Below are 12,604 nucleotides of genomic sequence, written 5' to 3'. Positions count from 1 at the left end.
CCCCGATTTTCTGCCAGAAATTATTAACAGCAGCCACAACCGCCATTGTTGTTTCCGAATCCGTTACCGCCACAGCAGAATAAAAGTAATAAGATTAAAAGACAGCAGTCATTTCCGCCGTTGTTAAAATTACCACAGCCATTATTTCCGCCACAGAAGAATAAAAGCAGGATAATCCACAGGCATGAATTGTTGTTAAATCCACATTCTCTTCCTTCGTTACAGCCACAGCCACAGTTTGTTGCACTTAAATCGCTCATATTAAAGCCTCCATAAATTGTTTATTTACAATGTTATGATATGTGAGAGGGGTTATTTATGTTTCTTAAAAAGGAAAAAAGAATGAAAATATTTTTCTTTTATTGCAAAACTGCGTGTACATGAATAAATTAAACAAAAAGGGTAATAAAAATGGAACAGGTAAAAGAGAAGGTTTCCTATTGGTGTGAAGATACGAAAAGTTACAGAGTGGAAGGCGAAGGGATAGGGGTTGCCGTATTGGATACAGGTATTGCACTGCACCCTGATTTTGACAGCAGAATTACTTATTTTAAAGATTTTGTAAACAAGCAGGAAATGCTCTATGATGATAATGGTCATGGGACACACATTGCGGGCATTATAGGTGGAAGCGGAAAATTATCCGATGGTGTTTACAGCGGAATCGCGCCAAAATGCAATCTGATTCCATTAAAAGTGTTGGATAAAAGAGGGAATGGGGAAATTACTTATGTTATAGAAGGGATTAAATGGATATTACAAAATAGCGAAAAATATAACATAAGAGTAGTAAATATTTCTGTCGGAACACTTCCCAATACGGAAAAAGCCGAGGAAGAAAAATTGCTCACAGCGGTAGAAGAATTGTGGAACAGAGGAATGGTCGTTGTAGTTGCGGCAGGTAATTATGGACCAAAAAGACAGAGCATCACAGTTCCGGGAGTAAGCAAAAAGGTAATTACCGTAGGCGCTTCCGATGATGGAATAGAACTTTTTACTATAGAGGGACCTCTTCAGGACTATTCAGGGAGAGGGCCTACGGAGGAATGTGTTATGAAACCGGATTTGGTAGCACCGGGATCAAAAATTTATTCCTGCAATAGCAGATATGGAAAAAAAGGAAGGGCGTATACGCATAAAAGCGGAACGTCTATGGCAACGCCTGTTGTATCGGGAGCAGTGGCATTACTTTTGTCAAAATATCCCGAAATGACAAATGTGGAAGTGAAATTAAGACTGCGTCAGACCTGTGTAGATTTAGGTAAATGCAAAAACCAGCAGGGGTGGGGAGAACTCAACATAAAAAAACTGCTGTCAGTAAAATAAAGTGTCAAGAAAAAATACTTGACACCAATTTGAATATAATGTATTATACTAAAGGTGATGAAAATGAATAACATTTTAGAGCAGGCTTTATTGTATGATTTTTACGGTGAATTGCTGAATGAACATCAAAAGAATATTTATGAACAGTTTATATTGGAAGATTTATCTTTGAGTGAGATTGCATCAAGCGAAGGAATCAGCAGGCAGGGTGTTCATGACTTGATAAAGCGGTGCAATAAGACGTTAGCCGGCTATGAAGCGAAACTACATTTAGTAGAGAAGTTTTTGGCGATAAAGGAAAAGGTTCATCAGATTAATGAAGTTTTGGAAGCAGAACAGACAGAGATGGGAATGTTGATAGACAATATTAAGAAAATATCAACAGAAATCCTGGAGGAGTTATAGTATGGCGTTTGACAGTTTAACAGAGAAACTACAGAATGTATTTAAAAACTTAAGAAGTAAAGGACGCCTGACGGAAGATGACGTGAAGACGGCATTGCGAGAGGTTAAAATGGCTCTTTTAGAGGCGGACGTAAACTTCAAAGTAGTCAAAGGATTTATAAAAGACGTTCAGGAACGTGCGGTTGGACAGGACGTAATGAGCGGGTTGAATCCTGGGCAGATGGTAATCAAAATTGTAAATGAAGAACTTGTAAAACTTATGGGTTCCGAGACAACAGAGATTAAATTAGAACCCGGGCAGGCCACAACAGTTATTATGATGGCAGGTCTTCAGGGTGCAGGTAAGACGACGACAACAGCAAAACTTGCAGGAAAGTTTAAACTTAAAGGGAAGAAACCACTGCTTGTTGCCTGTGATGTATATCGTCCTGCGGCAATTAAACAGTTGCAGGTAAATGGCGAGAAACAGGGTGTTGAAGTTTTTACAATGGGTGAGAACCATAAACCTGTGAATATCGCAAAAGCAGCATTGGAACATGCGGCAAAAAATGGCAATAACATCGTGATTTTGGATACGGCAGGTCGTCTTCATGTTGATGAAGAGATGATGGAAGAACTGCAGCAAATCAAAGAAGCAGTTACCGTACATCAGACGATATTAGTGGTAGATGCCATGACGGGACAGGACGCTGTAAATGTAGCGGGGACGTTCAATGACAAGATTGGAATTGACGGCGTAATCGTTACGAAATTGGACGGTGATACCCGAGGCGGTGCGGCTTTATCTATTCGAGCAGTAACCGGAAAACCGATTTTTTATGTCGGTATGGGAGAAAAATTATCGGATTTAGAACAGTTTTATCCTGACAGAATGGCTTCGCGTATTTTAGGAATGGGCGATGTGCTTAGTCTCATCGAAAAGGCAAGTGCTGAGATTGATGAAGACAAAGCAAAACAGATGGCTCAGAAAATGAAAAAAGCTCAGTTTGATTTTGAGGATTACTTAGAAAGTATGAAACAGATGAGAAATATGGGCGGGCTTTCAAGCATATTGAGTATGATGCCGGGAGTGAAGGGAAATCAGTTGAAAGACTTGGATTCCGAAGAGAATGAGAAGAAAATGGCTAGAATTGAGGCGATTATTTACTCAATGACAGTAAAAGAACGTCAGAATCCGGATATTTTAAATCCGTCGAGAAAGCACAGAATTGCAAAAGGTGCAGGTGTGGATATAAGTGAAGTGAACAGACTGGTAAAACAGTTTGAACAGTCTAAAAAAATGATGAAACAGATTCCGGGACTGATGGGTGGCAAAGGTGGTAAGAAAGGTAAATTCAGATTTCCTTTTTAACACATAGATAAAAGAATTTTAAGAAGAGGTGAATGAAATGGCAGTAAAAATTAGATTAAAAAGAATGGGACAGAAAAAAGCTCCTTTTTATCGTATCGTAGTAGCAGACGCTAGATCACCAAGAGATGGTAGATTTATCGATGAAATCGGAACATATGATCCAAACCAAAACCCAAGTGTATTCAAAGTAGACGAAGAAGCCGCTAAAAAATGGTTACAGAACGGTGCACAGCCTACAGAAACAGTTGGAAAAATCTTTAAAGCAGCAGGAATTGAAAAATAATCTGACTCGCGGAGGTACGCGTAATGAGAGAATTAGTAGAAGTAATTGCGAAAGCATTGGTAGATGACCCTGACAGTGTTGTTGTTACAGAAAAAACAGAAGGAAAGACAATTGTAATCGAAGTACGCGTGGCAGATGCTGACATGGGTAAAGTGATTGGAAAACAAGGTCGTATTGCAAAAGCAATTCGTTCTGTTGTAAAAGCAGCAGCTGCAAAAGAAGACAAGAAAGTAGTAGTAGACATCGCATAAGCGATGTCTATTTGCAACTTTGGTGCAGATAAAAGGAGAACGTATGGAACAGTTATTACAAGTTGGAATTATATCTTCTACACATGGTGTAAGGGGAGAGGTAAAAGTTTTCCCGACAACAGATGATATAAATCGTTTCAAAAAATTAAAACAGGTTATCCTTGATACGGGAAGAGAAAAGATGGTTTTGGAAGTGCAGGGTGTGAAATTTTTCAAGCAGTTTGCAATTCTGAAATTTAAAGGAATAGACAATATAAATGATATTGAAAAATATAAAGGCAAAAGCCTTTTTGTGGATAGAGAACATGCGGTAAAATTAAAAAAGAACGAATATTTTATTGCGGATATGATAGGAATGAATGTATATACAGAGGAGGACGAATTCTTCGGAGTATTAAAAGACGTCATTGAAACAGGGGCAAATGATGTGTATGTCATTTCTTCCGAGAAACACGGAGAAGTTTTGGTTCCTGCAATCAGGCAGTGTATTTTAAACGTAGATATTGAAAAAAGTAAAATGGTGATTCATTTGCTAGAAGGATTGGTATAAAAATGAACTTTTATATATTAACTTTATTTCCGGACATGGTTATGGACGGATTGAATACAAGTATTATCGGAAGAGCGATTGCAAATAATCTTCTGACAATTGAGGCGGTGAATATAAGAGATTTTGCGGTTAATAAGCATAATCGCGTAGATGATTATACATATGGCGGTGGTGCAGGAATGTTAATGCAGGCGGAACCTGTCTATCTTGCATATAAATCTGTCGAAGAAAAATGTAAAAAAGCGCCGAGAGTTATCTATCTTTCCCCTCAGGGACAAACATTTTCGCAGGAAATGGCGGAAGAGTTTGCGAATGAAGAGGAACTGGTATTTTTATGCGGCCATTATGAGGGGATAGATGAGAGGGTTTTAGAGGAAATTGTAACGGATTACGTTTCCATAGGCGACTATGTGCTGACGGGCGGGGAACTGCCGTCTATGGTTATGATAGACGCTATTTCAAGACTGATACCGGGAGTTTTGCACAATAATGTGTCGGCTGAATTTGAGACGTTTCAGGATAACCTTTTGGAATATCCCCAGTATACACGTCCGGAAGAATGGCGGGGGAAAAAAGTGCCGGAGATTTTATTGTCAGGACATCATGCCAATATAGAAAAATGGAGACGTGAACAATCCGTTCTCCGAACGGCAAAAGCGAGACCGGATTTGTTGGAGAAAGCGGAATTAACGGAAAAAGAAAAGAAAATGCTTGCAAACAGTTAAGAAATGTGATACACTACTGACGTTGTGAGAAGAACAGAGATGGTCCTCTGATACAAAAGTTGTATTAAGAACGTCCAAATTATAAGGAGGTCACACAAGATGAACGATATTATTAAGAAAATTGAAGCAGAACAGTTAAAAGCAGAAGTGCCTGAATTTAACGTAGGTGATACTGTAAAAGTTTACGGTAAAATCAAAGAAGGTAACCGTGAAAGAATTCAGATTTTTGAAGGTACTGTATTAAAGAAACAGGGTGGAAGCACTAGAGCAACATTTACAGTAAGAAAGAATTCTAACGGAATCGGCGTTGAAAAAACATGGCCATTACACTCACCAAACGTAGAGAGAGTTGAAGTAGTAAGAAGAGGTAAAGTAAGAAGAGCTAAATTGAACTACTTAAGAGAACGCGTTGGTAAGAGAGCGAAAGTAAAAGAATTAGTAAAATAGTAAATGAGAGAGAGGGGCAAATACAATAGTGTATCTTGTCCCTTTTTCAACATATAGAGGAGAAATAGTATGCATTTTCAATGGTATCCGGGGCACATGACGAAAGCAAAGCGCATGATGCAGGAAAATATAAAATTGATTGATTTGGTAATTGAACTTGTAGATGCAAGAATTCCGATGAGCAGCAGAAATCCAGATATAGATGAACTGGGGAAAAATAAAGCGAGACTTATTTTGCTAAATAAATCGGATTTGGCAGAAGACAGACAGACAGATGCCTGGGCAGAATATTTTCGTGGGAAGGGATATTCTGTCGTGAAAGTGAACTCGAAAAAAGGCGGGGGAATTAAATCGATTCAAGGGGTAATTCAGGAAGCATGTAAGGAAAAGATTGAGCGAGACAGAAAAAGAGGTATCTTAAACCGTCCGGTCAGGGCGATGGTTGTCGGTATACCAAATGTGGGAAAATCAACTTTCATCAATGCATTGGCAGGAAAAGCCTGTGCGAAGACGGGAAATAAACCGGGTGTGACAAAAGGGAAGCAGTGGATTCGCCTGAATAAGAATGTTGAATTGCTTGATACACCGGGAATTTTATGGCCTAAGTTTGAAGATCAGCAGGTCGGGTTGAAATTGGCATTTATCGGTTCAATTAAAGATGAGATTTTAAATACGGAAGAATTGGCAGGAGAGTTGATAAAGTTTTTAAATGCACATTATACAGGTGTTTTAGCAGAAAAATACGGAATAGAAGAGCAGGAAGATTCATATGCATGTCTTATGGAAATTGCCAAGAACAGACATTGCCTGTTGAGAGGAAATGAATTGGATATGGAAAAGGCAGCAATGATTCTGACAGATGATTTCAGAAATGGAAGACTGGGAAAAATTACACTTGAATTTCCGGAAGACTATGAATAAAGGGGAATAGAAATAGGGTATGGAAGATAAGGAAAAATCAAAGAGCATTTTTAAAGAGATACTGGATTGGGTAATTTATATTGGGATTATCCTGTTATTTACCTATCTCATTATTACTTATGTGGGAGTCCGCACAAGGGTAAGCGGGCAGTCTATGCAGCCGACATTACATGACGGTGATAATCTTTTAGTGGATAAATTGACATATCGTTTTAGGGATCCGAAACGATATGAAATCGTTGTATTTCCATACAAATATGAGGAAGATACATATTATATTAAAAGAATTATCGGTCTTCCCGGAGAAACAGTACAGATTATAGACGGCTATGTGTATATCAATGGAGAAAAGTTAAAAAAGGACTACGGTGCAGAAGTTATGCAGGATTCGGGAATTGCAGAGGAACCGATTACACTTGGAGAAGATGAATATTTTGTGCTGGGAGATAACAGAAATCACAGTTCTGACAGCAGAGTGCCAAATGTCGGTGTGCTGAAAAGAAAAGATTTGCTGGGGAGAGCATGGGTAAGGATTTGGCCTCTTGACAGGATAGGAGTAGTTTCCCATGAATAAAAGTATTAGTGAAATTAAACATGAATTTGAGCAGGCTGACAAAGAAAAGTTACCGTTATTATATGAGCAATATGCCCGGGATAGCAGAACAGGTGTTGTCAGCCTGATTGCTAAATATAAAAAGAAAGAAGAAAAACTGCAGGCGGAGATAAAAAGAATCGAAGAGATGAGCCGCTATGAGCAGGAAAACTGCATGGAGGAATATATTTGCGGGATAGATGAAGTGGGACGCGGTCCCCTGGCGGGGCCGGTTGTTGCAGGTGCGGTTATTCTTCCGAAAGATGAGATGATTTTATATTTGAATGACTCAAAAAAACTTTCAGAGAAAAAAAGGGAAGAACTGTATGATATTATTATGGAGAGGGCAGTTGCGGCAGGGATTGGCATTGTAAGTCCGGCGAGAATTGATGAAATTAATATCTTGCAGGCAACTTACGAGGCGATGAGAATGGCAATCGACAATTTGAAAGTACAACCTACATTACTTTTAAATGATGCAGTCACCATACCGTCTGTAAATATACGGCAAATACCGATTATCAAAGGTGATGCCAAAAGCGTATCCATTGCAGCCGCCAGCATTATTGCTAAGGTGACAAGGGATAGACTGATGAAAGAATACGATAAAGTAATTCCGGGATATGACTTTGCGAGTAACAAAGGGTACGGTTCTGCGGCACATATTCAGGCATTGAAAGAAAATGGTGCCACACTGATCCACCGCAAAACATTTATCAAAAACTTTATATAAATGATGAAAAGTAATAAGAGAGAAATAGGGAGTGCCTTTGAAAAGCAGGCGGGAGAGTATTTGAAGAAAATAGGTTACTCCATTATAGAATATAATTTTCAGTGCAGAATGGGAGAGATTGATATTGTTGCCTGTGACGGTAAAACGCTTGTATTTTGTGAAGTGAAATACCGTTCCGATAATCAAAAAGGAACACCTTTTGAGGCAGTAACAGTCAGCAAACAGAAAAAAATATGCAGAGCGGCATTATATTATATGACAAAACATCAGATAACCGATACAGCCTGCCGATTTGATGTTATTGGCATTACCGGAGAAAAGATAGAAATAATAAAAAATGCGTTTGATTACATTTCATAGGTGAGAAAATGAATATTATATATAAAAACAAAGAGAAAATATTTCAGGAAAATGAGAAAAATGGTGTGTATTATTTGACTTACCCGTTGTTTGAAGAGACCAAAATGGTTAAACATGGATTTTCTACCCGATTGGGCGGAGTGAGCAAAGGGGTATGCAGTACAATGAATTTTAGTTTTTCCAGAGGAGACAGGGAAGAGGACGTACGGGAGAACTTTAGAAGAATGTCGGCCGCATTGGAAGTACAGGAGGAGAATATTGTTTTTTCAAATCAGACGCACACGACAAATGTCCGTGTTGTCACAGAAGAGGACAGAGGAAAGGGACTTATAAAACCGTTAGATTACGATGACGTGGACGGTCTTGTAACCAATATTCCGGGCATCTGCCTCACAACGTTTTATGCAGACTGCGTCCCGCTGTTTTTTGTTGATCCGGTGAAAAGAGTAATCGGACTCAGTCATTCCGGCTGGAGGGGAACAGTTGGCAAGATAGGGAAGAGTACAGTTGAGAAAATGCAGGAAGAGTACGGCTCAAATCCAAAGGATATTCTCGCGGCAATAGGGCCTTCTATCTGTCAGGACTGTTATGAGGTAAGCGAAGATGTGATTGAGGAATTTAAGAAAGCGTTTGACGGGGAACAATGGAGAGACTTGTTCTATCGCAAAGAAAACGGAAAGTATCAACTAAATCTTTGGAAGGCAAATGAATATGTTTTTTTGGAGGCGGGAATTCAAAAAGAACATATGGCTGTGTCAAATGTGTGTACCTGCTGCAATGACGAAGTGTTTTTCTCTCATCGCGCATCATGTGGGCGAAGAGGAAACTTAGCGGCATTTTTAACTATTCGATAAGGAGGTAAGAATGATATTATTAGAAAAAACGGCAAATGGGGAAGTGACAAAAGAAGTAACGGAAGTGACGAGTGAAGCCGCAAAGGAAATGGGGAAATTCGCACAATATATTAATGACAATATTCCGGCACTGATAGGCTTTGGAGTGAAAGTGCTTTTGGCTATTATTTTCTTCTTTATCGGAAGAAAAGTAATTAAAATTATCCGTAAACTTATAAAACGCTCTTTTGAGCGCTCAAGCGCGGATAAAGGAGTGCAGCAGTTTATTGATTCGATGGTAAAAGTTGTTCTGTATGCACTGCTGATTTTTTCTATCGCAGCGAAGTTTGGTGTAGATACGGCGTCTGTTGCGGCATTGCTGGCATCAGGAGGTGTGGCGATCGGTCTTGCCCTGCAGGGGAGTTTATCTAACTTTGCGGGAGGTGTTTTGATTCTTTTATTAAAACCTTTTGTGGTAGGAGATTACATCATAGAAGACAGTCAGAAGAATGAAGGTACGGTAAAGGAAATACAGATTTTCTATACAAAATTGTCAACAGTTGATAACAAAACGATTGTTATTCCAAACGGAACACTGGCAAACACGAGTTTGACAAACGTGACGGCAAAGGACGTCAGAAGGTTGGATTTAAGCATCGATATTGCTTATGAAGCTGATTTGCGAAAAGCGAAAGAGATTATTGAAGGTCTTCTGAAAGCAGATGGAAGTATTCTGAAAGATGAAGAAATTTTAGTGTTTGTAGATCAGTTGGGCGCAAGTTCTGTTGTTATTGGAACACGTGCATGGGTTAAAACGGAAGAATACTGGCCGACAAGATGGAGATTGCTGGAAGAAATTAAGTTGGCTTTAGATGAAAATCATATTGAAATCCCATATCAGCAGATTACACTCCATATGAAAGAAAATGAAGAAAAAAAACAGTTGCAAAATTCTGAAAATCGTATATAATATTATTTGTGGCTGCGTTAAGCGCAGCCAGATGCTGAAATAGCTCAGTTGGTAGAGCACTTCACTCGTAATGAAGGGGTCGTCGGTTCAAGTCCGATTTTCAGCTTGAATAGGAGAAAGTCACAGATATAGTCTGTGGCTTTTTTTGTCGTTATTATATTTTGAAATTTATGGCGAAAAAGTATTGACATATATAGATGTTCGATATATGATTCATATATAGATAATCTACATATGAAAGGAGGAACAGATATGGCGGAGAAGAGCAGTTTGTCAGGAAATAATATTATGCTGCTTTTGCAACTGTTGAGCGAGAAAGATATGTATGGCTACGAAATCATGGAAACGTTGAGGGAACGTTCTGAGAATGTGTTTGAGTTAAAGGCAGGAACTCTTTACCCTCTGCTGCATTCCATGGAATTGAAAAAACTACTTGCATCGTATGAGCAGGAAGCGGAGGGAAAAAAGAGAAAATATTATCAGATTACGGAAGAAGGCAGAAAACAACTTGCAACAAAGAAAAGGGAATGGAATGAATATTCTAAGGCTGTGACACAGATTATTGGAGGGACCTGTTATGGAACTGCATAATTATATTGAAAGTCTGATTAAGCCGATTCAAAGTCAGGAAGTAAAGTTGGCGGTAGCAGAAGAAATCAAAGGTCATATCGAAGAGCAAAAAGAAGCATATATGGAAGAAGGCATGGACGAAAAAGCGGCTCTGGAGCAGGCAATTTTGTCCATGGGAAGTCCTAAAGAGGTGGGCGATGCATTCGCAACAATTTATAATTTAACTTCGGAAAAGAAAAATATGATTTATTATTCTATATTTTCACTGTTAGGTCTCGCTTTGATTTGGTGCTTGAGAACATTAGATACATACACGGTTATGATAAAAATAGTAGGAGTAATATTAATGTTGGGAGGAGTTATCGCAGCGGCATCTGAAAAATGGGCGAACCTTTCTTTCTATTATTTTAAGAATCAGAGTGGTGGCTCTACAATGAATTCATATGCAATCTGTGCGGCGGGAATTGCATTTTTCTCAGAAGAATATTGGCAATGGCTTATATTATCCGTTATAATAGGATTGGTTGTTTACTTTGAGCGGGATATGATTGGAAAGTGTCAGGCGAAGAAAACAGACCGGTATTTATATAAGACGGGGATTGCAATAACAGACATTGACTACAGAGGAAAGGCAAATATTGACGGCGAAGTTCAGAAAGTGCGAGTCACTCATGATAAAATTAAAAAAGGCCAAAATGTTATTATTTCAAAGGTGAACGGATTTCATCTGATTGTAGAGGCAATTTCCCCATAAACAGAGGAGATATGTATGGGAAAATATATTATGGCGCTTGATGCCGGGACAACGAGCAATCGATGTATTTTATTTAATGAAAAAGGAGAAATGTGCAGCGCGGCACAGAAAGAATTCACACAATATTTTACACAACCGGGCTGGGTGGAGCATGATGCCAATGAAATTTGGTCTACCCAGTTAGGCGTGGCGGTGGAGGCTATGAATAAAATCGGTGCTTCCGCAAAGGATATTGCGGCAATAGGAATTACGAATCAGAGAGAAACGGCAATTGTGTGGGACAAGGAAACAGGAGAGCCCATATACAATGCAATTGTATGGCAGTGCAGAAGAACTTCGGATTACTGTGACAAATTAAAAGAAGATGGCATGACGGAATTTTTCCGCAGAAAGACAGGGCTTATTATTGATGCTTACTTTTCTGCTACAAAGGTAAAATGGCTTCTGGATAATGTGAAGGGCGCGAGAGAAAAAGCGGAGGAAGGCAGACTTTTATTTGGAACGGTAGAAACGTGGCTTATTTGGAAATTAACGAAAGGGAAAGTACACGTTACAGATTACTCAAATGCTTCCAGAACAATGTTGTTTAATATCAATACATTAGAGTGGGACGATGAAATATTGGAAAAATTACAGATTCCTAAAAAGATGCTTCCGGAAGTAAAACCGTCAAGTTGCGTGTATGGTATGACGGATTCATCGTTTTTTGGAGACGAGATAGCCATTGCCGGTGCGGCGGGAGACCAACAGGCAGCATTGTTTGGGCAAACCTGTTTTCAGAAGGGTGAAGCAAAAAATACTTATGGGACAGGGTGTTTTCTTTTAATGAACACAGGTGAGGAACCGGTATTTTCCAATCACGGGTTAGTCACAACAATCGCGTGGGGATTAGACGGAAAAGTAAATTATGCTTTGGAAGGGTCTATTTTTGTGGCGGGCGCCGCGATTCAATGGCTGCGAGATGAAATGAAACTGATTGATTCAGCGAAAGAATCTGAAAGTATGGCACAAAAGGTAAAAGATACAAACGGCTGCTATGTTGTTCCCGCCTTTACAGGGCTTGGAGCGCCCCACTGGGATCAGTACGCAAGAGGAACAATTGTTGGAATTACAAGAGGAGTAAATCGCTATCATATTATACGGGCGACATTGGAATCTCTCGCTTATCAGGTGCATGAGGTGTTGGAAGCAATGAAAGCAGACTCGGGAATCTCCATTCCTGCCCTTAAAGTAGACGGTGGAGCAAGCGCCAATAATTTTCTGATGCAGGTACAGGCAGATATTATGAATGCGCCTGTAATCCGCCCGAGATGTGTGGAGACGACAGCGATGGGAGCGGCGTATCTTGCAGGTCTTGCCGTGAGTTATTGGGCAGATAAAGAAGATGTTGTTAAAAACTGGCAGAAAGACGAAAGTTTTGTACCGGAGATTACGGAGGAAGAAAGAGAAAAGAGAATTAAAGGCTGGAATAAGGCCGTAAAATATTCCTATGAATGGGCAAAAGAAGAATAAAACAGATATGTAATGCAGTTG

Annotated in this window: 18 protein-coding genes and 1 tRNA gene; 18 read left to right on the top strand and 1 reads right to left on the bottom strand. The window is 39.4% G+C overall.

Annotated features, from left to right (window positions below; genetic code table 11):
- Positions 1-23 precede the first annotated feature (23 nt).
- Positions 24-260 carry a hypothetical protein gene (locus ACYQ35_RS07165; protein ID WP_009756902.1) on the bottom strand — a complete coding sequence of 79 codons (237 nt, stop codon included), beginning with the start codon at positions 258-260 and terminating at the stop codon, positions 24-26.
- Positions 261-411: 151 nt separating this feature from the next.
- Between ACYQ35_RS07165 and ACYQ35_RS07160 the strand changes: the two genes are divergently transcribed.
- From ACYQ35_RS07160 to glpK, 18 genes are all read left to right on the top strand, one after another.
- Positions 412-1,326, top strand: coding sequence for a S8 family peptidase (locus ACYQ35_RS07160; RefSeq protein WP_009756903.1), 915 nt, complete (start codon positions 412-414; stop codon positions 1,324-1,326).
- A gap of 63 nt (positions 1,327-1,389) precedes the next feature.
- Positions 1,390-1,731: a YlxM family DNA-binding protein gene (gene ylxM, locus ACYQ35_RS07155; RefSeq protein ID WP_009756904.1), complete on the top strand. Its 342-nt coding sequence runs from the start codon at positions 1,390-1,392 to the stop codon at positions 1,729-1,731.
- Between the two features lies 1 nt (position 1,732).
- Positions 1,733-3,082, top strand: coding sequence for a signal recognition particle protein (gene ffh / locus ACYQ35_RS07150; protein ID WP_009756905.1), 1,350 nt, complete (start codon positions 1,733-1,735; stop codon positions 3,080-3,082).
- Positions 3,083-3,119: 37 nt separating this feature from the next.
- Positions 3,120-3,365 carry a 30S ribosomal protein S16 gene (gene rpsP / locus ACYQ35_RS07145; RefSeq protein WP_009756906.1) on the top strand — a complete coding sequence of 82 codons (246 nt, stop codon included), beginning with the start codon at positions 3,120-3,122 and terminating at the stop codon, positions 3,363-3,365.
- A 23-nt stretch (positions 3,366-3,388) separates the two neighbouring features.
- Positions 3,389-3,616, top strand: a complete 228-nt coding sequence (locus ACYQ35_RS07140) for a KH domain-containing protein (protein WP_009756907.1) — start codon at positions 3,389-3,391, stop codon at positions 3,614-3,616.
- Positions 3,617-3,659: 43 nt separating this feature from the next.
- Positions 3,660-4,166 carry a ribosome maturation factor RimM gene (rimM, locus tag ACYQ35_RS07135; protein ID WP_009756908.1) on the top strand — a complete coding sequence of 169 codons (507 nt, stop codon included), beginning with the start codon at positions 3,660-3,662 and terminating at the stop codon, positions 4,164-4,166.
- A 2-nt stretch (positions 4,167-4,168) separates the two neighbouring features.
- Positions 4,169-4,891: a tRNA (guanosine(37)-N1)-methyltransferase TrmD gene (trmD, locus tag ACYQ35_RS07130; protein WP_459831660.1), complete on the top strand. Its 723-nt coding sequence runs from the start codon at positions 4,169-4,171 to the stop codon at positions 4,889-4,891.
- Positions 4,892-4,990: 99 nt separating this feature from the next.
- Positions 4,991-5,338, top strand: a complete 348-nt coding sequence (gene rplS / locus ACYQ35_RS07125) for a 50S ribosomal protein L19 (RefSeq protein ID WP_009756910.1) — start codon at positions 4,991-4,993, stop codon at positions 5,336-5,338.
- Positions 5,339-5,407: 69 nt separating this feature from the next.
- Positions 5,408-6,259, top strand: a complete 852-nt coding sequence (ylqF, locus tag ACYQ35_RS07120; RefSeq protein WP_459831656.1) for a ribosome biogenesis GTPase YlqF — start codon at positions 5,408-5,410, stop codon at positions 6,257-6,259.
- A 19-nt stretch (positions 6,260-6,278) separates the two neighbouring features.
- Positions 6,279-6,833, top strand: coding sequence for a signal peptidase I (gene lepB / locus ACYQ35_RS07115; protein WP_009756912.1), 555 nt, complete (start codon positions 6,279-6,281; stop codon positions 6,831-6,833).
- Entirely contained in the window at positions 6,826-7,584 is a 759-nt protein-coding gene (locus ACYQ35_RS07110) for a ribonuclease HII (protein WP_009756913.1), read from the top strand. Before lepB ends, ACYQ35_RS07110 begins: the two co-directional genes overlap by 8 nt.
- 3 nt (positions 7,585-7,587) lie before the next feature.
- Positions 7,588-7,944, top strand: a complete 357-nt coding sequence (locus ACYQ35_RS07105) for a YraN family protein (RefSeq protein WP_009756914.1) — start codon at positions 7,588-7,590, stop codon at positions 7,942-7,944.
- Between the two features lie 8 nt (positions 7,945-7,952).
- Positions 7,953-8,798: a peptidoglycan editing factor PgeF gene (pgeF, locus tag ACYQ35_RS07100; protein ID WP_009756915.1), complete on the top strand. Its 846-nt coding sequence runs from the start codon at positions 7,953-7,955 to the stop codon at positions 8,796-8,798.
- 10 nt (positions 8,799-8,808) lie between these two features.
- Complete coding sequence (locus ACYQ35_RS07095; RefSeq protein ID WP_009756916.1) at positions 8,809-9,747, top strand: mechanosensitive ion channel family protein; 939 nt, start codon at positions 8,809-8,811, stop codon at positions 9,745-9,747.
- Between the two features lie 33 nt (positions 9,748-9,780).
- A tRNA-Thr gene (locus ACYQ35_RS07090) sits at positions 9,781-9,853 on the top strand.
- A 146-nt stretch (positions 9,854-9,999) separates the two neighbouring features.
- Positions 10,000-10,338 (top strand): PadR family transcriptional regulator, encoded by a 339-nt coding sequence (locus ACYQ35_RS07085; protein WP_009756917.1) that lies wholly within the window; start codon positions 10,000-10,002, stop codon positions 10,336-10,338.
- Positions 10,325-11,071, top strand: coding sequence for an NfeD family protein (locus ACYQ35_RS07080; RefSeq protein WP_009756918.1), 747 nt, complete (start codon positions 10,325-10,327; stop codon positions 11,069-11,071). Before ACYQ35_RS07085 ends, ACYQ35_RS07080 begins: the two co-directional genes overlap by 14 nt.
- Before the next feature lie 15 nt (positions 11,072-11,086).
- Positions 11,087-12,583: a glycerol kinase GlpK gene (glpK, locus tag ACYQ35_RS07075; protein ID WP_459831642.1), complete on the top strand. Its 1,497-nt coding sequence runs from the start codon at positions 11,087-11,089 to the stop codon at positions 12,581-12,583.
- Positions 12,584-12,604 lie beyond the last annotated feature (21 nt).

The organism is Faecalimonas hominis (genome assembly GCF_054660755.1).
The sequence above is the reverse complement of the archived record's forward strand: the minus strand, read 5'-3'. Positions and strand labels throughout refer to the sequence as shown.